At 52.2% G+C, this 22,518-nt stretch carries 24 protein-coding genes; 15 read left to right on the top strand and 9 right to left on the bottom strand.

The genetic code is table 11. From position 1 onward, the window contains the following. Positions 1-196 precede the first annotated feature (196 nt). The 4 genes from EHN07_RS10405 (at position 197) to EHN07_RS10390 (ending at position 2,815) form a co-directional block, all read left to right on the top strand. Positions 197-793, top strand: a complete 597-nt coding sequence (locus EHN07_RS10405) for a winged helix DNA-binding protein (RefSeq protein WP_244202384.1) — start codon at positions 197-199, stop codon at positions 791-793. Between the two features lie 261 nt (positions 794-1,054). Continuing rightward, on the top strand, positions 1,055-2,200 hold the full coding sequence (locus tag EHN07_RS10400; RefSeq protein WP_124024075.1) for a transglutaminase-like domain-containing protein: 1,146 nt from the start codon (positions 1,055-1,057) through the stop codon (positions 2,198-2,200). Continuing rightward, positions 2,172-2,534, top strand: coding sequence for a mercuric transporter MerT family protein (locus tag EHN07_RS10395; protein ID WP_124024074.1), 363 nt, complete (start codon positions 2,172-2,174; stop codon positions 2,532-2,534). Before EHN07_RS10400 ends, EHN07_RS10395 begins: the two co-directional genes overlap by 29 nt. Then, a complete protein-coding gene (locus tag EHN07_RS10390; RefSeq protein ID WP_124024073.1) occupies positions 2,531-2,815 on the top strand; it encodes a heavy-metal-associated domain-containing protein in 285 nt (94 codons plus the stop codon). The genes EHN07_RS10395 and EHN07_RS10390 overlap by 4 nt, the downstream gene beginning before the upstream one ends. A gap of 77 nt (positions 2,816-2,892) precedes the next feature. Here EHN07_RS10390 and EHN07_RS10385 read toward each other — a convergent pair whose 3' ends face one another. Further along, complete coding sequence (locus EHN07_RS10385; protein WP_124024072.1) at positions 2,893-4,869, bottom strand: autotransporter outer membrane beta-barrel domain-containing protein; 1,977 nt, start codon at positions 4,867-4,869, stop codon at positions 2,893-2,895. Between the two features lie 338 nt (positions 4,870-5,207). Here EHN07_RS10385 and EHN07_RS10380 point away from each other — a divergent pair, with 338 nt between their 5' ends. After that, the gene (locus tag EHN07_RS10380; protein WP_124024071.1) at positions 5,208-6,098 is read left to right on the top strand and encodes a 3-hydroxyacyl-CoA dehydrogenase family protein; all 891 of its coding nucleotides are present in this window, start codon (positions 5,208-5,210) and stop codon (positions 6,096-6,098) included. A 113-nt stretch (positions 6,099-6,211) separates the two neighbouring features. After that, the gene (locus EHN07_RS10375) at positions 6,212-6,997 is read left to right on the top strand and encodes an alpha/beta fold hydrolase (protein ID WP_124024116.1); all 786 of its coding nucleotides are present in this window, start codon (positions 6,212-6,214) and stop codon (positions 6,995-6,997) included. Positions 6,998-7,128: 131 nt separating this feature from the next. On the opposite strand, the gene ychF is transcribed toward EHN07_RS10375, so the two are convergent. Both ychF and pth read right to left on the bottom strand, forming a co-directional pair. Further along, positions 7,129-8,220, bottom strand: a complete 1,092-nt coding sequence (ychF, locus tag EHN07_RS10370; RefSeq protein WP_064557971.1) for a redox-regulated ATPase YchF — start codon at positions 8,218-8,220, stop codon at positions 7,129-7,131. Positions 8,221-8,357: 137 nt separating this feature from the next. After that, positions 8,358-8,942 (bottom strand): aminoacyl-tRNA hydrolase, encoded by a 585-nt coding sequence (pth, locus tag EHN07_RS10365; RefSeq protein WP_124024070.1) that lies wholly within the window; start codon positions 8,940-8,942, stop codon positions 8,358-8,360. A 274-nt stretch (positions 8,943-9,216) separates the two neighbouring features. On the opposite strand from pth, the gene ychH reads away from it, so the two are divergent. Beyond that, complete coding sequence (gene ychH / locus EHN07_RS10360; RefSeq protein ID WP_124024069.1) at positions 9,217-9,495, top strand: stress-induced protein YchH; 279 nt, start codon at positions 9,217-9,219, stop codon at positions 9,493-9,495. A 55-nt stretch (positions 9,496-9,550) separates the two neighbouring features. On the opposite strand, the gene dauA is transcribed toward ychH, so the two are convergent. The 4 genes from dauA to lolB form a co-directional block, all read right to left on the bottom strand. After that, positions 9,551-11,224 carry a C4-dicarboxylic acid transporter DauA gene (gene dauA, locus EHN07_RS10355; RefSeq protein ID WP_244202383.1) on the bottom strand — a complete coding sequence of 558 codons (1,674 nt, stop codon included), beginning with the start codon at positions 11,222-11,224 and terminating at the stop codon, positions 9,551-9,553. 120 nt (positions 11,225-11,344) lie between these two features. After that, positions 11,345-12,292 carry a ribose-phosphate diphosphokinase gene (gene prs / locus EHN07_RS10350; RefSeq protein ID WP_008454180.1) on the bottom strand — a complete coding sequence of 316 codons (948 nt, stop codon included), beginning with the start codon at positions 12,290-12,292 and terminating at the stop codon, positions 11,345-11,347. Between the two features lie 122 nt (positions 12,293-12,414). Next, positions 12,415-13,284, bottom strand: a complete 870-nt coding sequence (gene ispE, locus EHN07_RS10345; RefSeq protein WP_124024067.1) for a 4-(cytidine 5'-diphospho)-2-C-methyl-D-erythritol kinase — start codon at positions 13,282-13,284, stop codon at positions 12,415-12,417. Beyond that, complete coding sequence (gene lolB, locus EHN07_RS10340) at positions 13,284-13,907, bottom strand: lipoprotein insertase outer membrane protein LolB (RefSeq protein ID WP_124024066.1); 624 nt, start codon at positions 13,905-13,907, stop codon at positions 13,284-13,286. Before lolB ends, ispE begins: the two co-directional genes overlap by 1 nt. A 204-nt stretch (positions 13,908-14,111) precedes the next feature. On the opposite strand from lolB, the gene hemA reads away from it, so the two are divergent. The 6 genes from hemA to kdsA all read left to right on the top strand — a co-directional run bounded on the left by hemA (position 14,112) and on the right by kdsA (position 19,464). Further along, the gene (hemA, locus tag EHN07_RS10335) at positions 14,112-15,368 is read left to right on the top strand and encodes a glutamyl-tRNA reductase (RefSeq protein WP_124024065.1); all 1,257 of its coding nucleotides are present in this window, start codon (positions 14,112-14,114) and stop codon (positions 15,366-15,368) included. Between the two features lie 35 nt (positions 15,369-15,403). Continuing rightward, positions 15,404-16,486 carry a peptide chain release factor 1 gene (gene prfA, locus EHN07_RS10330; protein WP_124024064.1) on the top strand — a complete coding sequence of 361 codons (1,083 nt, stop codon included), beginning with the start codon at positions 15,404-15,406 and terminating at the stop codon, positions 16,484-16,486. Further along, positions 16,486-17,316, top strand: coding sequence for a peptide chain release factor N(5)-glutamine methyltransferase (gene prmC / locus EHN07_RS10325; protein WP_124024063.1), 831 nt, complete (start codon positions 16,486-16,488; stop codon positions 17,314-17,316). Before prfA ends, prmC begins: the two co-directional genes overlap by 1 nt. 19 nt (positions 17,317-17,335) lie before the next feature. Then, positions 17,336-17,725, top strand: coding sequence for a SirB2 family protein (locus tag EHN07_RS10320; protein WP_124024062.1), 390 nt, complete (start codon positions 17,336-17,338; stop codon positions 17,723-17,725). 3 nt (positions 17,726-17,728) lie between these two features. Further along, positions 17,729-18,538, top strand: coding sequence for an invasion regulator SirB1 (gene sirB1, locus EHN07_RS10315; protein ID WP_124024061.1), 810 nt, complete (start codon positions 17,729-17,731; stop codon positions 18,536-18,538). A 71-nt stretch (positions 18,539-18,609) separates the two neighbouring features. Beyond that, positions 18,610-19,464, top strand: a complete 855-nt coding sequence (gene kdsA, locus EHN07_RS10310; protein WP_124024060.1) for a 3-deoxy-8-phosphooctulonate synthase — start codon at positions 18,610-18,612, stop codon at positions 19,462-19,464. 68 nt (positions 19,465-19,532) lie between these two features. On the opposite strand, the gene chaA is transcribed toward kdsA, so the two are convergent. Beyond that, complete coding sequence (gene chaA, locus EHN07_RS10305; RefSeq protein ID WP_124024059.1) at positions 19,533-20,636, bottom strand: sodium-potassium/proton antiporter ChaA; 1,104 nt, start codon at positions 20,634-20,636, stop codon at positions 19,533-19,535. Between the two features lie 279 nt (positions 20,637-20,915). Here chaA and chaB point away from each other — a divergent pair, with 279 nt between their 5' ends. Beyond that, the gene (chaB, locus tag EHN07_RS10300; protein ID WP_124024115.1) at positions 20,916-21,146 is read left to right on the top strand and encodes a putative cation transport regulator ChaB; all 231 of its coding nucleotides are present in this window, start codon (positions 20,916-20,918) and stop codon (positions 21,144-21,146) included. Positions 21,147-21,371: 225 nt separating this feature from the next. Next, positions 21,372-22,067 (top strand): gamma-glutamylcyclotransferase, encoded by a 696-nt coding sequence (locus tag EHN07_RS10295; RefSeq protein ID WP_124024114.1) that lies wholly within the window; start codon positions 21,372-21,374, stop codon positions 22,065-22,067. Positions 22,068-22,160: 93 nt separating this feature from the next. Here the strand turns inward: EHN07_RS10295 and EHN07_RS10290 are convergent, their stop codons facing one another. Then, a complete protein-coding gene (locus EHN07_RS10290; protein WP_124024058.1) occupies positions 22,161-22,514 on the bottom strand; it encodes a DsrE/DsrF/TusD sulfur relay family protein in 354 nt (117 codons plus the stop codon). Positions 22,515-22,518: the final 4 nt, after the last annotated feature.

The following is a 22,518-nucleotide window of genomic DNA, read 5'->3' as shown; positions in this document are numbered from 1 at the left end:
CACGAAATATCTTCTTTTCCTTTTGATTTCTAAAGGATGGATATTTTCGTTAATCAGTTAGTCGAAGCGAAAAGCGTTAAGCCACATCAACCGATCGTGCATTAGTGCAATGCAACAGCTAAAAACATATAGCAAAACGGCAATAAAATGAAAATAAATCAGTGATAATTTATTTGTGTTTTATCAGGATTCAATTATGTTTTATGGTCAGCATAATAAGGAGCAAGCAATGGCAGCGCAGAAAGAGAGACTCGATTCAGCAGCAGATTCAAGCGTTAATAAAACCGGCCTGAAAGATCCCATTGTCTCTTCTTATCACCTGGTTTCTGAGAGATGTGCGGAGTTGTCAGAGCTTGAGTACGCGTTAATCATGACCAGCAATGCGTTTAACAAATGGATGGTGCGCTGCATGACGGCGGCCGGAGAGCCGGATATGGGGCCGTTGGACGTATCGTTATTGCACCATGTCAATCACCGTGACCGGCAAAAAAAACTGGCGGATATCTGTTTTGTTCTGAACGTGGAAGACACTCATATCGTTGCCTATGCCCTAAAAAAACTGGTTAAGTCAGGTTATGTGAAAAGTGAAAAACAGGGTAAAGAGCTTTACTTTTCCACCACCGAAAAGGGAAGAGAGCTCTGTGTTAAATACCGGGAAATCCGCGAGACTTGTCTTATTGGTTTGCAGATTGAAACCGGGATTTCTGCTAAAGCTATTGGAGAAAACGCACAGTTATTACGTGCCATTTCGGCTCTCTATGATAATGCCGCCCGTACAGCCGCGTCACTATAATTAATTCTTATGCAACCGCGTGAGGGGAGTCATAAATATTAACCTTGTTATTAATCTGACTATTTGTGAGTTTATCGTTTAGTGAATTAAAGAAGTTAATTCTGAATAGCGAAAGCTGGCGCGCGTGGATAAAAAGAGAACAAACGCTTAAACCGTTTGATCCAGCCTGGTATTTTGCGTCTGGTTGATTGCATAATAGCGGCCGCCTCCGCAGGTGCGGGGTTAAGCGCCAGCTTTTTCTGGCGATTGAAGGTTATGGTAATGGAAAGGCGTCTTTTTCTGAAAAGTGTGGCGGCACTCTCGACAATCGGCCTGGTTCGTCCCTCGTTTGCGAAAACTCAACATATTGATAATCCAGCCATCAGCATTTCCGCTGCTTCCCGCCGCTTTGTGATGACACAAAGCTATAATCTGCAAGCGCCGGAAGGGTCCAAAGGGAAGGTGAATCTTTGGATACCCGTGCCGGAAGATACACCTTTCCAGACGCTGCTCGACCTTTCCTTTAAAGGCAATTACCAGCAGGCCAGGCTGAATGCGAACAATGCCTACGGTGCCAGAATGCTGTTTGTCACCTGGCCGGATTCTGAAGGCAAGCTGGATATCCAAGTTTCGATGACCATTGAAACCCGCGACTGGGAAGTGTTCAAAGACAACAAACTCGCCGACTGGATGCTGCCGGAACAGGACGCGGTTATCCCCAATGAAATCAAATCCTTCTTGCTTGCCACGCCGCATATTCCCGTTGACGGTATCGTCAAAGAGACCGCGCTAAAAATTATCGGTGCGGAAAAAGCACCTGTTAAACAAGCTCGCCTGATTCATGATTGGGTGAGTACGCATATGCATCGTGATGATGCGGTAATCGGCTGCGGTACCGGTGATGTAGGTGAAATCCTTAAAGCAGGCAAGCTTGGCGGCAAATGCACCGACATCAACTCCGTTTTTGTCGCGCTGTGCCGTGCCGTGGGCATTCCGGCGCGTGAAATGTTTGGTATTCGCCTTGGCGCAAGCCGTAAGCTTGGGCAGTATTCGAAGAAAGCCTTCGGTGGTGCGGATGAGCAGGGCGTTGCCAGAATAAACGGGGCCCAGCATTGCCGCGCGATGTTCTGGCTTGCAGGATTTGGCTGGGTGCCGGCCGATCCGGCGGACGTCACCAAAATGCGCCTGAGCGAAAAGAAACAAAATAACGACCCGGCGGTGAAGGCGGTTAACGATTATCTGTTCGGCAACTGGGAAATGAACTGGGTGGGCTTTAATCATGCCCGGGATTTCGCGCTGTTCCCGGCGGCGGAGCAGGGTAATGTGAACAACCTGGGCTATGCGTATGCCGAAGTGGACGGCGATCCTTTAAACTTCTACGATCCGGCAGCATTTAGCTATGACTATGTCAGCACCGAACAGCATTAAGGGCGGTTTAGTCTCGTTGATGGCGGCGCTGGCGGCGGCTGCCGCATCCACACTGTGCTGCATCGGCCCGCTGCTGTATCTGGTTTTCGGTATTTCCGCGGCGGGACTGACGGGCATTCCAACGCTCCCGTGGCTGCAAATTCCGCTGGCCGCTATCGCGCTGGGGCTGATGATACGTGGCTTCTGGCGGCTTTATTTGTCACCGAAACCGATCTGCACCAGCATTGTCAGCCGCCGTGTGCTGGTCGGCTTATACTGGCTGTCTGTGCCGCTGGTGCTTTTTTTGACGACCTATCCGTATGTCTTACCCTGGCTTTGGGAATATCTGGAATGAAAAAGTTTATGTGTCTCGGCCTGCTGTTTTTAACACCGCTGAGTTGGGCCGCGAATAAAATGGTTACCATTGATATCAGCCAGATGAACTGCCCGCTGTGCGTGATCTCGATAAACCAGGCTTTACGCAGCACCGAGGGCGTGATTAAAGCGAAGGCATCGCTAAAAACGCATCAGGCGCAGGCGATTGTCCCTGAGGGTTTTGATAACCAGCAGCTACTGGCGGCGATTGCCAAAACGGGGTTCACCGGGCAAATCAATACCGTGAGCGATGCGCCTTAATCTCCGCTGATTGAAAAACAAAAAGCCACGCAAACTGCGTGGCTTAGATTACTGACCAGCTTATTTTTAAGCGGTTTTCAGAATTTCGCACTGACGCCGATGTTATAGCTGGTCTGGTTGCCACCGCTCAGGCCGCCGGTTTGTGATACCGCAGCGAAAGCGGAAACCGTATCAGAAAGAGGCATATCGGCACCGACCGCAAAATCTGCCCAGTTTTTATCCAGCTTTTCACCCGCCCGGCTGAAAGTGAGATTTGTGAATTTCAGACCGCCGTTTGCACGATAAACCTCATCGCCAAACTGATGACGATAACTCACCCGCGCCCAGGGATTGACGGCCCCCACGTGGGTATTAAATCGCCAGCCTGCGCTACCAACCTGCGAATGACCATTTTGATCGCCGAAGCGCATGGCGGTACTGCTGCTGCCTTTTTCGCTATAGCCATTAACATGGCTGTAATCCCAGGCGTACTGCAGCATGGGGCCCGTTGTCAGCCAGTGGGTGAGTGCCAAGTCATAACCGGCCGTCAGCCGCGCGCCCCATAATTTGCCGGTGGTTTCGCCTTCTTCAGTACGCGTCTGCTTTCCGAGTGCGATCTTGCGTTGAATATTGGTGAGGTTGGCCGTCAGATAGTGAACGTCGCCATCCAGCCATGCCTGGCCCGAGCGTAAATGGGTGAACAATGCTGCCTGAACCCCCTGGGTATCGTAATGGTAATTATCGTCAGGGCGCGGCTTATCCAGAGAACCGGCAATCAGACCACCGATTAAGACACTATCGTTAAGCTGATAATCGACGCCCAGTGTCAAACTGTTGGTGGTTTCACGACCGTTGCCTGATTCATTACTGCCGTCAATATGCTGATAACTACCGCCGTAGCCGCCGAAGAGGCCCAGAGTACCGACAGGGTTAGCCTGGTAGCGTAGCTGCTCATAACGGCTATCAAGCGTTGCTCTGCTGCCGCGCACCATCTCCTGAATTCCTTTATTCAGGTGAGAAATTTGTACCGGGGCGGCGACTATCGACTGGATATACTGCGCCATAATGCTATGTACCTGCGGCCCGGGATGGAAACGATCGGCAAAAAGATAGTCCTGCGAGCTGCTGAAACCGGGCGTTGAGGAGGTGCAATCTGTAGCGGCAACCCCCGGTGGGCAGGCCATTCCGGCGGTATTACTCAGACCGAAAGCCTGTGGGGTCGCCAGTATTTCCTTGAAAATACCGTTGATATTAGCTCTGGCAATGTTCCCTCCACGCTGCGCCAGCGCTTTTTCCTGAACGTTATTGTAATAATCTGTCAGAGCAGAGGATTGTGCCGCAGCCGCGTTATAAGCGGCAATAAGCTGTTCGGCAATACTCTGCTGGATTTGAGGGTTAGTGCTAATGGTCGAAGAAGCCTCTCTCAGCGCCTGCTGGATAGCTTGCTGGCGGCTGGCAAGATCCGGGGTTGGTGCAGCATTTAACGAGGTAAAAGCAGCCTGAATCGCTGGCGCCGCTGCCGGCCCCAGCCCGGCTGAAATTACCGACTCCAGTAGAAAGGGAGTCGCGCTAATGTCCGGAACGGTGGGCACCACCACCAGGCCAGCACCTGCATCCAATAACATTCCTATCTGGGCGCTGGCATTAGCGGCGCTGTTAGCCGCAATGGTCTGTGCAAGGGCGGGCTGAGTCGCTGCTGCGGCCAGATCGTTGCCGCCGACCCAGTGGATATATAAGCCATTTTTATCGGCTTTTCCCCCTGTTTGGGTGAGCCATTGCTGGAGCTGATTACGTGTATTATCTTCAGGATTAAGCGTGGGGACGGCTGTTGCCCCACCCGCTGCGTAATTACTCCCTCCTTTGTCTGAAGGAGTTAGCCGGAGCCCATACTGCGTCGCTAGCTGTTCATCGTAGAGGGAGTTCTGAGTATTGTTCCAGACCCAGCGTCCATTATTACCGGTATCGCTCAGGCTATCCCCGAAAATAGTCAGGGAATTGAATGCCATTGCCGGTAAGCTACAGCTCATCACCACCGCCAGGGCACTTAAATTAAATAATTTTTGTTCACATGCCATTGAGGTTTTCTCGTGTCGATATTTTTAAAGGGGAAATAAACATATCTAAGCCAGTGAAATAAGTCGATATAATAATACCTAAAGGTTTGCGGAAAAATACCAAAGCTATTGCAGTAAAAAAACATGCTATTGCGATGGTATGAGGCAGTTTTTGCGGGGATGCCCGGTTGCGAGCTTGTTTTTGAATACCGACGATGAAAAAAGAAATAAAAATTTATTAACCTGATAACCAGCTTGTCTATACGTCCGACCAGTAGGGTTTCTATTTACATCGCCGATCCTTTATGTTTAATTTTTGGCGTGAAAATCAAAAAAACTCCGCAACAAAGGCAGTTAACATGAATAATATCGTGGCATCTCAAATTTCAATAAGGCCTGTTGCTGTGATTGGCGCTGGAACGCTTGGGCGACGTATTGCATTAATGATGGCCACCCATGGCGCGCATATTCGCCTGTATGATAACAACCCTGAATCCTACCCTGCGGTAAAAAGTTTCATTCAGGATCAATTACCCTCATTCACTGCCGGGGGCGCTCACGCGGCGGTGCAGATAGAATTTTGCCAAACGATAGAAGAAGCGATAAAAGATAGCTGGCTTATTATTGAAGCGATCCCGGAAATTCTTGAGCTGAAGATATCCCTGTTTGCGCAGCTTGATAAGCTGGCCCCGCTCGATGCCATCCTTGCCAGCAATTCATCTTCTTATCCTGCAGGTAAACTTATCGGGGAGGTGAGCGATAAGCGACGTACCCGCGTAGTGAACACCCATTTCTATATGCCGCCAGTACAAAATGCTGTTGAAATTGGGAGCTGCGGATATACAGACCAGACCATAATCGAGACCTTAGTCTTACACCTGCGGCATTATGGATTCTTCCCTTTTGTGGTGGGTAAAGAAAGCATTGGCTTTATTTTTAATCGTGTCTGGGCTGCCGTTAAGCGTGAGTGTCTTGAAGTAGTCGCAACGGGTGTTTCAACGCCAGAAGATCTGGATGCTATTTATAAACTCAGCCTCGGGGCTCAGGCTGGCCCTTTCGAGTTAATGGATAAAATTGGTCTCGACGTGGTTTACAATATTGAAAAACATTATGCCGAAGTTAACCCCAATTTATCAGCGCAGCCGCTGAGGCTACTCGAAGAGTATATTAGTCAGGGGCGGCTAGGTATAAAATCTGGTAGCGGCTTTTATCAATATGATAAAAATGGCAATAAGATAGCGGCCAGTTAATGATTCTATTCATTAACCGGGTTGAGCAGCAGAATTGACTGTTTAGTCTGAAGCTGTGTCGAATATTCAGGGAGCTGTGCTTTTATCGGGAGAAAGGTTTGAGAAATCAGCAGATGCATTACATCGAACTGGGTTCTGGGTTTCCACTATTACTGGGGCATAGCTATCTTTTCGACGGCACCATGTGGTCGAAACAGCTTGATGAGCTGGCAGGGTGCTACCGGATTATTATTCCTGATTTATGGGGGCATGGAAAATCGCCGGAACTCCCCAGCGATTGCGCCAGCCTTACGGATATCGCCAACGATCACCTTATGCTAATGGATTCGCTGGGTATAAAAGAGTTTGGCATTGTGGGGCTATCCGTGGGAGGAATGTGGGGGGCAGAGTTAGCCGCGCTTTATCCCGAACGGGTAAAGTTTATTGTGCTGATGGGCACCTTTCTGGGCGCTGAACCTGAAGAGCAACGACAACGATATTTTGCTTTGTTAAATGAGGTTAATCAGCGTGGCGCAATACAACCGCCTGTTCTTGAGTATGTCGCAAGGCAGTTCTATTCGGATGATGTACCTGATGCGTTGTTACTTCCGCTGATAAAGCGTTTAAGTACGATGCCTGAGGATCGTGTCTGCAAAAGCATCGTTCCTCTTGGGAAAATCATTTTTGGTCGCCCGGATAAATTAGCTCTGCTGCAAAAAATTTCGCAGCCTGCGTTGGTTATTACCGGAGAATTTGATAAACCCAGGCCGCCATGTGAGGGGAGTATGATGGCCACGCTACTGCGGTGTGAGCACTCGATAATTCCAGGGGCCGGGCATATTAGCCCGCTGGAAAAACCAGAAGCGGTGACTCAGGTTTTGCTGACATTTTTGGGGGCAATACCGGCTGGGCACGCGTAATAGCGAGAGTTATTTAAAACTCTATTTCACAAGATTAGCTGAGATGAGTGCGAAGAAAAATCCACGCAGTTGCGTGGATTTTAGAATATTTTTATCACCATGAGATTCAGTGAATCTCATGAGGCGACAAATTAGACGTTGAACAGGAAGTTCATCACATCGCCATCTTTCACGATGTAGTCTTTACCTTCTGCACGCATCTTGCCGGCTTCTTTCGCACCTTGCTCACCTTTGTAGGTGATGAAATCTTCATACGCGATGGTCTGTGCGCGGATAAAGCCTTTCTCGAAGTCGGTGTGGATTTTGCCCGCAGCTTGTGGAGCGGTAGCGCCAACCGGGATAGTCCATGCGCGCACTTCTTTCACGCCAGCGGTAAAGTAAGTTTGCAGGTTCAGCAGCTCGTAACCAGCGCGGATAACGCGGTTCAGGCCTGGCTCTTCAAGGCCCATTTCTGCCATAAATTCGTCACGGTCAGCATCGTCGAGTTCAGCAATGTCAGACTCAACAGCGGCACAAACAGCAACCACCACCGAACCTTCTGCTGCGGCGATTTCACGTACTTTGTCGAGGTATGGGTTGTTCTCGTAACCGTCTTCGTTGACGTTGGCGATGTACATCGTTGGTTTCAGCGTCAGGAAGCTCAGGTATTTGATCGCCGCTTTGTCTTCTTCCGTCAGAGGAAGCGCACGCAGCATCCCGGCATTTTCCAGCTGTGGCAGGCATTTTTCCAGCGCCGCCAGCTCGGCTTTTGCGTCTTTATCGCCGCCTTTTGCTTTCTTCTGCACGCGGTGGATGGCACGTTCGCAAGTATCCAGATCTGAAAGCGCCAGCTCGGTGTTAATCACGTCAATATCATCAGCCGGATCGACTTTGTTATTCACGTGAATGATATTGTCGTTTTCAAAACAACGCACCACGTGGCCGATAGCTTCGGTTTCGCGGATGTTGGTCAGGAACTGGTTACCCAGGCCTTCACCTTTGGATGCGCCTTTCACCAGACCGGCGATATCAACGAATTCCATGGTAGTAGGCAAAATGCGCTGTGGTTTAACAATTTCTGCCAGTTTATCCAGACGTGGGTCCGGCATTGGCACCACACCGGTGTTCGGCTCAATGGTACAGAACGGGAAGTTTGCCGCTTCAATTCCCGCTTTGGTGAGCGCGTTGAACAGGGTTGATTTACCAACGTTCGGCAAGCCGACGATACCGCATTTAAATCCCATGGTTTAATTCACCTTAATTACTTGATATTCAATGAGTTAATCTTGTCTCATTGATAAAATGATCATAACTTTCCCCATTATACACGCAAACGGCATATAACGGGCGCAGAAATCCTTGCAGGCGGCCGCGCCGGTGTTTATTGCGCCTTAAAAGCGTGCAGGCGATTGGTGGCTTTGGTTAAACCTTCTTTTAGCCAAACCTCGGTGCAACGCGCCGCTTCGTCTACCGCATCGTCAATCAGCTTCTGTTCGCTAAGGGGAGGTTTGCCCAGCACAAAGCCGACAACTTTGTTTTTATCACCCGGATGGCCGATTCCGACGCGTAAGCGGTGAAAGTTGGGGTTATTGCCCAATTTGCTGATGATATCTTTCAGGCCATTATGCCCGCCGTGGCCGCCGCCGAGTTTGAATTTTGCCACCCCAGGCGGCAGGTCCAGTTCATCATGCGCGACCAGAATTTCATCCGCTGCGATGCGGAAAAATGTCGCCATTGCTCCCACGGCTTTGCCACTGAGATTCATAAACGTGGTTGGCACCAGCAGGCGAACATCTTCTCCGGCAAGGTTGATGCGGGCGGTATAGCCGAAGAATTTGCTTTCTTCTTTCAGCGATTGATTATGGCGCTGTGCCAGCAAATCCACATACCAGGCGCCTGCGTTGTGGCGGGTTGCCGCATATTCCGCCCCCGGGTTTGCCAGGCCAACAATTAATTTAATGCTCACGTTTAATATCCTGAAAACAGACCAGAGCCGCGTAGTTTACTGCGCGTCCGGCGAGATGACAAAGAAGCAATGCATTCCCCCTTTAAATGTTGAATAGTTCAGCGGCTAAACCATTAGAATTGCATGTCATTCAGCGAGTTATTTGTAAATTTCTGTCGTGCTTTCATACGTAATTGTGATCGCCCACGCATATCATCCGAAACGGCGTTGTCTATACTTTACACACAAGGAGTGGGGATTTCCCCCGCCGACCCAGGAACACCGGAGGTAACGCATGAAACGTAAAAACGCTTCATTACTCGGCAACATTTTCATGGGCTTGGGGCTTGTCGTTATGGTGGGCGGAGTGGGGTATTCTATTTTAAACCAGCTCCCGCAGTTCAACTTCCCGCAATATTTCGCCCACGGAGCCGTGTTGAGCATCTTCGTCGGGGCGGTGCTCTGGCTGGCGGGCGCGCGCGTTGGTGGGCATGAGCAAGTCTGCGACCGTTACTGGTGGGTACGCCACTTTGATAAACGCTGCCGTCGTGATGATAGCCATCGCCATAGCTAAACCGGCAAAAATAAATATTCTCCGGCTATGCCGGAGAATATTTATTGGCAAACGGTTACTCGGCCAGTGCGGACTGAATATCCGGGAAGAAAGCCAGGCGGCCTGCAATGGGCTTCACTGCTGCTCTGGCCAGAGTTTTTAGCGGCTGGAATTCCAGGTTGGTGACCCGCAGCTCACAGCCCTCCGGTAGTTTCTCCACGAACCGTTGAAACGCCTCCAGGCCACCGGCATCCAGCACCGGTACGGCATCCCACTGTAAAATAATCAGGTGATTTTGCGCAATACGTTGGGAGAGATCGTTAAATAGCCCTTCGGCGGCGGCAAAAAACAGCGGGCCGGTCACGCGTAGCGCCAGCACACCTTCAGGCGTAGGCACATTTACCGGGGCAAGACGGGTCATGCGCGCGATACGGCGCATAAACAGCAGGGATGCCAGAACAATCCCCACGCTTATGGCAATCACCATATCAAACAGCACCGTCAGCGACATGCAGATAAGCATCACGATGATGTCGTCTTTCGGCGCGTGGCGCAGCAGGTTCACTACTTTATGCGCTTCACTCATGTTCCAGGCAACCATCAGCAGCAGCGCGGCCATGGCAGAAAGCGGCAGCCATGAAAGCAACGGTGCCAGCACCAGCAATGCCATAATTACCAGCAGCGCGTGAATCACAGCGGCAATTGGCGAAGTCGCTCCGGCGCGCACGTTGGCCGCCGAGCGTGCAATGGCAGCCGTTGCAGTAATACCGCCAAAGAATGGCGCAATAATATTGCCTAAGCCCTGGCCGATAAGCTCGCTGTTGGCATTATGTTTGGTGCTGGTCATGCCGTCTAACACCACCGCGCACAGCAGCGATTCGATTGCGCCAAGCATTGCCATCGAAAATGCTGCCGGAAGCAGGGCGCTGAGCGAATCCCAACCGAGCGTGAAATTAGATGCAGGGATATTCCACGGCAGCATTAATTGCGGCAATAGCTGCGGGATGCCATTGCCCTGTGTGCCATCGGCCAGCACATAGTGAAAACGTGAGCCGATAGTCGCCACGTCAAATCCCATGGCATGAACCGCAGCCATCATCCCGCAGCCCGCTAACAGCGCCGGTAAATGCCCCGGCAAACGAATGCCCAGGCGCGGCCAGAGGATCAGCACGGCAAGAGTGGCAACGCCAATTGCAGCATCACCCATATTGATGGTCGGCAGCGCCAGCGCCAGTGCCGCAACTTTATTCAGATAATGCTCGGGAACGCGGGCGAGCGTCAGGCCGAAGAAATCTTTCACCTGCATGGTGGCGATGGTAATCCCAATTCCGGAGGTAAAACCGAGCGTCACGGAAACGGGAATGTATTCAATCAGGCGGCCAAAACGCGCCAGACCAAACAAAATAAGAAATACGCCTGACATCAGCGTCGCAATCAATAATCCCGCAAGGCCAAACTGCTGAGCCACCGGGTAGAGAATAACCACGAAAGCCGCCGTTGGCCCGGAAACGCTAAAGCGTGAACCTCCGCTTAAAGCGATAACAATCCCGGCAATCGCGGAAGTATAAAGGCCGTACTGAGGGGCTACGCCGCTGCCAATAGCCAGCGCCATTGCCAGTGGAATGGCAATGATCCCAACGGTAATGCCCGCGATAATGTCGCGGCTAAAACGGGAAACGGTGTATTTCTCACGCCAGCAGGCATCTACCAGAGCGCGGAAAGGTAATACAGAAGAAGATACGGTTTTCACTTTGTTTCCATCCGTGAGCGCATCATCTGTCATTTATGGCAGGTGAAGGAGGCATTTGTTCAATGAGTTATGACTACAAAAGAAAAAACCCGCCGCGGCGGTTTTTTTAAGCGAGTTCGATTAGTGCTCGAACATCGCAGAGATTGATTCTTCGTTGCTGATACGGCGAATGGCCTCAGCCAGCATCCCGGACAGCGTCAGGGTGCGGACGTTAGGCAGCGCTTTGATTTCATCAGACAGTGGGATGGTGTCACAAACGATAACTTCGTCGATCACGGAGTTACGCAGGTTGTGAACCGCATTGCCGGAGAAAATCGGGTGAGTGGCGTAAGCGAAGACACGCTTAGCCCCACGCTCTTTCAGCGCTTCTGCTGCTTTGCACAAAGTGCCGCCGGTATCGATCATATCGTCCACCAGTACGCAATCACGGCCAGAAACATCACCGATGATATGCATAACCTGGGAAACGTTAGCGCGAGGACGACGTTTGTCGATGATAGCCATGTCGGTATCGTTGAGCAGTTTTGCGATCGCGCGAGCGCGCACTACGCCACCGATATCTGGCGAAACCACGATTGGGTTTTCCAGACCGATTTGCAACATATCTTCCAGCAGGATTGGGCTGCCGAATACGTTATCTACAGGGACATCGAAGAAGCCTTGGATCTGTTCTGCGTGCAAGTCCACGGTAAGAACACGGTCAACCCCAACACTTGAAAGGAAGTCAGCAACCACTTTTGCGGTGATTGGCACACGGGCAGAGCGCACGCGGCGATCCTGACGGGCATAACCAAAGTAAGGGATAACAGCGGTAATACGGCCTGCAGAAGCACGGCGCAGGGCGTCGACCATAACAACCAGTTCCATCAGGTTGTCGTTAGTTGGTGCACAGGTGGACTGGATGATGAAAATATCACCACCGCGTACATTTTCGTTGATTTGTACGCTTACTTCGCCGTCGCTAAAACGACCGACGGCGGCGTCACCAAGGGAGGTGTACAGACGGTTGGCAATACGTTGTGCTAGTTCCGGGGTGGCGTTACCAGCAAAAAGCTTCATATCAGGCACGAGAAAAACCTCAGGCATGCGTCCAGTGGCGGATGGAACTACCGCAGCTTATGCGGGCGGGGCAGCGCCATCCAGGCGGTGTATAAAGAGCTTGATGCAACGTCTGAAACAAGGTGACGTTGTCACCAATACTCAGCTTTCCCGGATATGGCCTGATGCAGCGGGGAGACATTAACGCCTCGCGCAACAAACCCATGCAGCCATTCCGGGGCTTGCTTAAGCACTTGGCGGGCAGCGTTCTCGGTGTCAAATTCAGCAAACACACAAGCGCCGGTGCCGGTCAGGCGCGACGGCGCGTATTCTAACAGCCAGGAAAGCAGCGCATCAACCTTACGAAAACGTTTTCTTGCGATAACCTCACAATCGTTAGCAAATTCACTGTTTAATAACGTATCAATTGATCTGATCGGGGTATTTCGCGGTAGCTCTGGATCCTGGAAAATGATCGGGGTCGGAATATTGACGCCTGGATGCGCGACCAGGTACCATTTCTCCGCTGGGGAAACCGGGGTGAGCTTTTCGCCTACCCCTTCGGCGAAGGCGGCAAAACCGCGCACGAATACCGGAACATCCGCACCCAATGTCACACCAATCGCTGCGAGCTGATCCTCTGTCAGGCCGGTGTTCCAGATATGGTTGAGCGCCACTAATACGGTTGCTGCGTTGGACGAGCCTCCGCCTAAGCCTCCCCCCATCGGTAATTTTTTTTCCACGCTAATATCAGCCCCGGCACCCTGCGGCAAGGAGCCCATCAGCAGCGCGGTATCTTGCAATAAACGTGCGGCGCGGACGATTAAATTTTCTTCATCCGGCACGCCTTCAATCGGGGTTGCCAGATGAATCTGGCCATCGTTTCGCGGCTCGATGGTTATCGTGTCGCCGTAATCAAGGAACTGAAATAAAGTTTGTAAATTATGGTAGCCGTCGTCACGACGCCCGGTGATATACAAAAAAAGATTCAGTTTTGCCGGTGATGGCCAACGTTTCTTCATTATTTAACCGTCCAGCTATCCATTTTGAGTTTGATGCGCTGTGAGCCTTCACGTAATTCCATGTTTGACGGCAGCGCCGGTTGCACCTTGTCATTATAATCACTGTAAACCACTTTCCAGCTTTTACCGTCCTGGGTGTAGTTAATTTCCTTCAGGCGATACTGGTCGTCAAGTTTGTAATCCGTGGCCTCACCCGGCAGGCCGAGGATCCACTGACGCAGGCTATTCAGTGGGATCGGCATCCCGGTCAATTTACCCATCATCTCTTCGGCATCATCAGCCACGTACTTTTTGCCGTCGCGGTCGGTCAACTGTACCACGCCCGGTTGTGCATTCAGCTCCAGTTCGGTGCTGCCTAATGGATTGGTCAGCAATAGACGGTAGCTCTCTGGCGCGGTTTGCTGCCAGTTATAACGCGCATAGACCTTCTGGCTATCGGAAAGATAGGCAAAAGCGCCGCGCGTCTGATATTGGGTGATTTTTTGCACTTGTTGCTGATGTTGCAACCACTGCGCAGAGTCAGGACTTTTCGCCGGACCGCTCGGTTGATGAACAGAACAGGCAACCAGAACAAGGCTTGCCAGGGGCGCAAGGCGCAGCAGACGGGCTTTCGGCATAAACATAGCGGCGGCAGATCCTTCTCGATTATTTTCGTTGTTAACTGTTTATGCTAGCGGTGGCAGGTCTGGGCGTCTACGGTCAAGTTATCTTAAATCAATAATTGTACCGATACCCCACAAGGGGTGACTCTCTTTTATTGACTGCCCGCATCCTGTATGATGCGCCGAGTTAATCCTTATCAACATCGGTGTTACTCAGACCGCTCAATGACCCTGTTAGCGCTTGGCATCAACCACAAAACAGCTCCAGTCTCGTTGCGAGAACGTGTTACGTTTTCGCCGGATACGCTCGACCAGGCATTGAACAGCCTGCTCGAACAGCCGATGGTGCAGGGCGGGGTGGTACTGTCGACGTGCAACCGCACGGAGCTGTATCTGAGCGTTGAAGAACAGGAAAATCTGCACGAGCAGCTGGTGCGCTGGCTGTGCAATTACCACAATCTTAACGAAGACGAAGTACGCAACAGCCTGTACTGGCATCATGATAACGAAGCGGTAACGCATTTAATGCGCGTTGCAAGCGGTCTTGATTCCCTGGTCCTCGGCGAGCCACAAATCTTAGGCCAGGTTAAAAAAGCCTTTGCTGACGCACAGAAAGGGCACACGCACTCAAGCGAGCTGGAACGCATGTTCCAGAAGTCCTTCTCTGTTGCCAAGCGTGTCAGAACCGAAACTGAAATCGGTGCCAGCGCCGTCTCGGTAGCATTTGCGGCCTGTACGCTGGCGCGACAAATCTTTGAATCCTTATCGACCGTAACGGTGCTGCTGGTCGGTGCGGGCGAAACTATTGAGCTGGCGGCGCGTCATTTACGTGAACACAACGTAAAGAACATGATGATTGCCAACCGCACGCGTGAACGTGCTCAGGTGCTGGCGGATGAAGTCGGCGCTGAGGTGATAAGCCTTAGCGACATCGACTCACGCTTGCAGGAAGCCGACATTATTATCAGCTCCACCGCCAGCCCGCTGCCGATTATCGGCAAAGGCATGGTGGAGCGTGCCCTTAAAGCTCGCCGTAACCAACCTCTGCTGCTGGTGGATATTGCCGTTCCGCGTGATGTTGAACCGGAAGTGGGCAAGCTGGCGAATGCTTATTTATATAGCGTCGACGATCTGCAGGCGATTATCCAAAGCAACCTGGCGCAGCGCAAAGCCGCCGCGGTTGAAGCGGAAACTATCGTTGCACAAGAATGCAGTGAATTTATGGCGTGGCTGCGCGCGCAAAGCGCCACCGAAACCATTCGTGAATACCGCAGCCAGGCTGAACAGGTGCGCGACGACCTGGCGGCGAAAGCGCTGAGCGCCCTCCAGCAGGGTGGCGATGCCGAAACCGTTCTTCAGGATCTGGCATGGAAGTTAACCAATCGCCTGATCCACGCACCAACCAAATCTCTCCAGCAGGCTGCCCGTGACGGGGATGACGAACGCCTGCAGATTCTGCGCAACAGCCTCGGGCTGGAGTAGCAAATAAACTCTTATTACAAGGTGAAACACCGCCCATGAAGTCTTCTATCGTTGCCAAACTAGAAGCCCTGCAAGAGCGCCATGAAGAAGTTCAGGCTCTGCTTGGTGATGCTGCCACAATTGCCGACCAGGATCGTTTCCGCGCGTTATCGCGTGAATACGCACAGCTCAGCGACGTTTCCCGTTGCTTCCTGCAATGGCGCCAGATTCAGGAAGATATTGAAACCGCGCAGAGCATGCTTGATGATCCGGAAATGCGCGAGATGGCGCAGGAAGAGCTGAACCAGGCAAAAAGCGACAGCGAAGAGTTAGAACAGCAACTGCAAGTGCTGCTGCTGCCCAAAGATCCTGATGACGAGCGCAATGCGTTTGTTGAAGTCCGCGCCGGGACCGGCGGTGATGAAGCAGCGATTTTTGCCGGCGATCTGTTCCGTATGTACAGCCGTTATGCGGAATCGCGCCGCTGGAAAGTGGAAATCCTCAGCGCCAACGAAGGCGAGCACGGCGGCTTTAAAGAAGTGATCGCAAAAATCAGCGGCGACGGCGTGTATGGCCGCCTGAAATTTGAGTCCGGCGGCCATCGCGTGCAGCGCGTGCCGGCGACCGAATCCCAGGGGCGCATTCATACTTCGGCCTGTACCGTCGCAGTGATGCCAGAAATTCCTGAAGCGGAACTGCCGGATATTAACCCGGGCGATTTGCGTATTGACACTTTCCGCTCCTCGGGTGCCGGCGGCCAGCACGTTAACACCACCGACTCCGCCATCCGTATTACCCACTTGCCGACCGGTATCGTGGTGGAGTGCCAGGACGAACGCTCGCAGCACAAGAACAAAGCCAAAGCGCTTGCGGTACTGGGTTCGCGTATCCGTGCTGCTGAAATGGCAAAACGTCAGCAGGAAGAAGCCTCAACGCGCCGCAACCTGCTTGGCAGCGGCGACCGTTCAGACCGCAACCGTACTTATAACTTCCCGCAAGGCCGCGTGACCGATCACCGCATCAACGTGACGCTCTATCGTCTTGATGAAGTGATGGAAGGCAAACTCGACGGGCTTATCGAACCTATTGTGCAGGAGTTCCAGGCAGACCAGCTAGCGGCGCTGTCTGAGCAGGATTAATGGATTTTCAACGCTGGTTAAAACAGGCCATCGTAAGGCTTGAGGCGGGTGAAAGCCCGCGCCGCGATGCGGAGATTTTGCTGGGCTTTGTGACGGGGAAAGCACGAACCTTCATTCTGGCATTCGGCGAAACTGAATTAACGCCAGAACAGCAGCAGCAGCTGGCTGTTTTGCTGGCGCGCCGGGTAGCGGGTGAACCTGTCGCGCATCTGGTGGGGGAACGTGAGTTCTGGTCGCTGCCGCTACGTGTCTCGCCGGTGACGCTTATCCCGCGCCCGGATACGGAGTGTCTCGTCGAGCAGGCCCTCGCCAGAATGCCTGAAACCGCCTGTTCCGTGCTCGATTTAGGCACCGGCACCGGGGCGATTGCTCTGGCGATTGCCAGCGAACGCCCGGATTGTGATATCACGGCGCTTGATTTGATCCCGGAAGCGGTAGAATTAGCGCGTGATAACGCTCAGCGTCTCGGCATTTCCAATGTGAAAATCTTGCAAAGCAACTGGTTTAGTGCGCTCAATACCCAGCGTTTTGCCGTGATTGTCAGCAATCCACCCTATATTGATGAACAAGACCCGCATCTTTTACAGGGGGATGTTCGCTTTGAACCACGCAGCGCGCTGGTGGCCGATAACCACGGCTTAGCTGATTTACGTACGCTGGTGCAAGACTCGCGTGGCTTTCTTGAACCGGGGGGCTGGTTATTGCTGGAACACGGTTGGCTTCAGGCCGCCGGGGTTCGTGAATTGTTCAGGGATGCCGGATATACCGAGATACACAGCTGTCAGGATTACGGCGGCAATGACCGTCTGACAGCAGGACGCTATTTCTGAAGATAAGGAACCGAGCAAAATGGCAACGTACTTCGCGCTCAAGCATTTGCATATTCTGACGGTCTTCATTTCCGTGAGCCTGTTTATTTTACGCTACTGGTGGCAATACCGTGATTCGGCCATGTCACACAGGCGCTGGGTGCGCATTGTGCCGCACGTCAACGACACCCTGTTGCTGGCCAGCGGCGTTGCGCTAGTGATGCTGACGCATTTCTATCCCTTTACGCCGCAGGGCGCATGGCTGACTGAAAAGCTATTTGGCGTTATCATCTATATCGTTTTAGGGTTTATCGTGTTGGGCCGACGCCCGCGCAGTCAGCAGATACGGTGGTTTGCCTTCCTGCTGGCGCTGGTGGTGCTTTACATCATCATTAAACTCGCCACCACCAAAATACCATTACTGGGGTAAGTCATGAGGTCGTTAGCCGATTTCGAATTCAATCAGGCGCCGTTGTGCGAGGGCATGATTTTAGTCTCGCAGTTGATCCGTGATGATTTCCCGGCGCAAGAAGTGCGTGCACAGCTGGAAAACCTGGCGAGCCTCGCCCGTGAAGAGATCTGCGAAGGTCTACACCAGGATGTGCAGCTTGAAAAGTTAATTGAACTGTTTTACGGCAGCTGGGGGTTTAAAGACGCCAGCGGCGTTTACCGCCTGTCCGATGCACTATGGCTTGATAAAGTGCTGACCAAACGTCAGGGCAGCGCCGTATCGCTGGGCGCCATTCTGCTGTGGGTTGCCGAGCGCCTTGATATCCCCTTAACGCCGGTGATCTTCCCGACGCAGCTGATTTTACGCGGCGACTGGATGGACGGCGAAATGTGGCTTATCAACCCGTTCAACGGCGACACGCTTAATGAGCACACGCTTGAAGTGTGGCTGAAAGGCAACGTCGGGCCAACGGCCGAACTGTTCGATGAAGATTTAGATGAAGCAGATAATGCAGAGGTGGTGCGCAAGCTACTCGACACCCTGAAATCTGCACTGATGGAAGAACGCCAGATGGAGGCGGCACTGCGAGCCAGCCAGGTGTTGCTCCAGTTTAACCCGGAAGACCCGTATGAAATTCGCGATCGCGGGCTGATTTATGCGCAGCTCGATTGCGAACACGTGGCGCTCACCGACCTCAGCTATTTTGTTGAGCAGTGTCCGGAAGATCCGATAAGCGAGATGATCAAAGCGCAAATTAATGCGATTGCGCAAAAACAGGTCACTCTGCACTAGAACTGATTTTACTGAACAACTTGAAAGAATAACTCAATGGGTAGTTCTGCTACCTCTGACAAGGCAAAAATATGAAACAGAAAGTGGTTAGCATTGGTGATATCAAAGTCGCAAACGATCTGCCGTTTGTGCTGTTTGGCGGCATGAACGTGCTGGAATCACGCGATCTGGCGATGCGTATTTGTGAGCATTACGTCACCGTGACTCAGAAACTGGGTATCCCATACGTTTTTAAAGCGTCTTTCGATAAAGCCAACCGTTCATCCATCAACTCCTATCGTGGCCCCGGTCTCGAAGAAGGGATGAAGATTTTCCAGGAGCTGAAGCAAACCTTCGGCGTGAAAATCATCACTGACGTTCATGAAGCAAGCCAGGCACAGCCGGTTGCCGATGTGGTTGATGTGATTCAGCTGCCCGCGTTCCTCGCGCGCCAGACCGACCTGGTTGAAGCGATGGCGAAAACCGGTGCGGTCATCAATGTGAAGAAACCCCAGTTCGTCAGCCCAGGGCAAATGGGTAACATCGTTGATAAGTTCCATGAAGGCGGTAACGACCAGATTATTCTGTGCGATCGTGGCGCGAACTTTGGCTACGACAATCTGGTGGTCGACATGCTGGGCTTCAGCGTGATGAAGCAGGTCTCTAACGGTGCGCCGGTTATCTTCGATGTCACCCACGCGCTACAGTGTCGCGACCCGTTTGGTGCGGCCTCTGGCGGCCGCCGCGCTCAGGTTGCGGAGCTGGCGCGTGCGGGTATGGCTACCGGTCTTGCCGGTCTGTTTATTGAAGCGCACCCGGACCCGGATAAAGCGCGTTGCGATGGTCCATCGGCCCTGCCGCTGGCGAAGCTTGAGCCGTTCCTCAAGCAAATTAAAGCCATTGACGATCTGGTGAAGAATTTCGAAGCGCTGGATACCAGTAAGTAATTTACTGATTAAGCTAGTAAAAAAAGGCCCTTATCTTGCGATAAGGGCCTTTTTTATCACCTGGATCGTCAGGCAAATATTGTCATCAGATAGGCGGCAAACAACGCAAGGTGCGCGGTACCATTGAGCACGTTGGTGCGCCCGGTGGAGAATGAAATCTGGCACAGCACCAGCGAGGTGAGCATCACCACCAGTTCAGGCTTCCCTAAGCCGAAGGTCAAATCGTTACCCGTCAGCATGGCAATCAGCGTTACGGCGGGCACGGTCAACGAAATGGTTGCCAGTACGGAGCCAAAGAACAGATTCATTGCGCGCTGAACCTGGTTGCTCAGCACGGCTTTCAGGGCGCCTAACCCTTCCGGGGAGAGGATCAGTAACGCCACCAGGAAACCGGTAAACTGCGCAGGCGCATTCAGGGTATTGAGCAATGACTCCAGGGGCCCGGCGTTCATCTTGGTGACGGCAATCACCGCAATCAGATGCACAATCAGCCAGATGGCATGCCAGGTGCTGCTGTGGGCGGATGGTTTGCCATGATGCGGATCGTCGTCGTCAGACTCGTCTTCGTGTTCATACACAAACAGGCTCTGGTGCGTTTTCGTCTGGATCAATAAGAACACGCCATACATCGCTGCCGATATTGCCGCCGCCATCAGCGCCTGCCCGGTGCTGAAGTTGCCTTCCGGCAGCGCGGTGGGTAACACCAGCACAATAACGGCCAGCGGGAACAGGGCAATCAGATACTGTTTGATGCCGAACAGATTCATATATTGCGTGGCGAATTTGTTTCCCCCCAGCAGAAGAGAGAAACCGACCAGCCCCCCCGTCACAATCATAATGATGGAATAGAGCGTGTCGCGCATTAGCGTCGGCGCGGCATCGCCAGTGGCCATTAATGCGGAGATTAGGCTCACTTCAAGAATCACGACGGAAAGACTCAGGATCAGGGAGCCGTAAGGTTCGCCTAAACGGTGTGCGAGCACGTCGGCATGGCGAACCACGCTAAAGGCGCTACTTAAAATACCCACCAGGGCCAGAATATTGATGCCAATAACCGCTGGAAAAGACTGGCTTCCTCCCCACATCACCAGTACCACCAGCGCTAATAGCGGGAAAATGAGCGAACTCTCCTTATGACGGGTTTTCACCGCCTCATGTTGTGTTTTTGTCAAAGTAGGTCTCCATTTGCACTGGTATTAAGCTATTTAGTTATTATAGTCGGACATTAAAACCCCGCTAAAATAGCAAAGAACGGCGATTTATTGAGAAACTTTACTCAGTTTTACCGCTTATACAGTAATAGTATTTCTGATGAGTGAAAGTTCATCTTTACTGATTTTAAACCATTAAAAACAGGTTGATAGAGTTTATAAATAATCAAAAACAATTATTCGCTGGCAGGATTGGGGGGAGTGTTTCAAACTTTAGTTTTCCCTGATGAGGATCCTATGATGCCCTATAAAAGCCGCAGCGACCTCCCGGAAAGCGTACAAAACGTTCTTCCGGCCCATGCCCAGGATATCTATAAAGAGGCCTTTAACAGCGCCTGGGATGAGTACCAGCACCCGGAAGATCGGCGCGATGATGCCAGCCGTGAAGAAACCGCCCATAAAGTCGCCTGGGCGGCGGTGAAACATGGTTATCAAAAAGGTGACGACGAGAAATGGCACAAAAAAAAGTAAACCTCACATAATTTATTGATATTCATCTGTAAACGCCACAGTTCGCTCCAGTATGACAAGCTAAGATGACATTTTTGCTGTTTTGCGATCGACATCAAACTTGCCAGCGCCCCGCTAATTGCTTATGTTCCCGGATGTGCTGCTCTATCTGTGAGCGGTAACGAAAAAGCCCGGAAGGCGCATCTGAGGTAGTCACAGGGAAGTTTGCAGTGGCGGAGGTGTATGGTGTTAACGCGTGATTTCTTAATGAAAGCGGATTGTAAGACAGCTTTTGGTTCCATTGAGGAATCGCTGTTATGGACCCCTGAGCAGCGATCGGCCTCTCTTGCCGCGACGCTTGCCTGCCGTCCCGACAGCAGCCCGGTATGGATTTTTGGCTATGGCTCCCTGATGTGGAACCCGGCGTTTGAATATGAAGAGTCGGCGGCAGGCACGCTGGTCGGCTGGCACCGCGCTTTTTGCCTGCGTTTAACGGCGGGGCGCGGAACCGCCTGCCAGCCGGGACGAATGCTGGCGCTCAAAGAGGGCGGGCGCACGACGGGGCTTGCTTATCGTCTGCCCGAGGCCATTCTTGAAGATGAGCTTACGCTGGTGTGGAAGCGTGAGATGATCACCGGCTGCTATCTGCCCACCTGGTGCAGGCTCGGGCTGGACGATGGTCGTGTGGTCAACGCGCTGGTGTTTATTATGGACCCGCGCCATCCGCTGTATGAAGCAGACACCCGCGCTGAAATTATCGCCCCGCTCATTGCCGCCGCCAGTGGCCCGCTGGGCACCAATGCGCAGTATCTGTTTTCACTTGAACAAGAGCTGATCAAGCGCGGAATGCACGATGACTGTCTGGATGAGCTGGTCCATAAAGTCAGAGACTGGCTGCAGCCGAAGGGCGATGAAGACGATTTACAAACCAGTTTTGCATAAAATATTATTCCGGCTCTTATGGCTAAGAGCCGGAATATTGCCTCCAGGCAGGGAGCTAACTGTTTCAATGCTCAGACGATATTAAATCTGCTCTCAGAAGGTTAAAACCTTATCGGCGCTCAGCGTCCACTCGGCCAGCTCCAGCAGGGTGCCAATCTCCACCCCCTCAACTAAAGGCAAGGCGCTAATCCCGCGTCCGTCGGCGCAGGTTTTGCACAGTTTTACCGGAACATTCTGGGCGGTCAAAATTTCCAGCATTTGCTGAAGATTATAACCTTCCGCAGGCTTCTGACCGCGCAACCCGGCCACGACCGCATCCGACATCAGGAACAATTTGAGTGCCGGCTGCGGCTGCTGGTCACATAACGCAATCGCCAGACGCAGGCTGTTAAACAGGGATTCACTGCCGTAAGCAGCCCCACTGGCAATCATCACAATCTTTTGCATTTAT

This window comes from Buttiauxella warmboldiae, from assembly GCF_003818135.1.
GTDB lineage: Bacteria > Pseudomonadota > Gammaproteobacteria > Enterobacterales > Enterobacteriaceae > Buttiauxella > Buttiauxella warmboldiae.
This window is presented reverse-complemented; position numbering and strand designations above follow the sequence as displayed.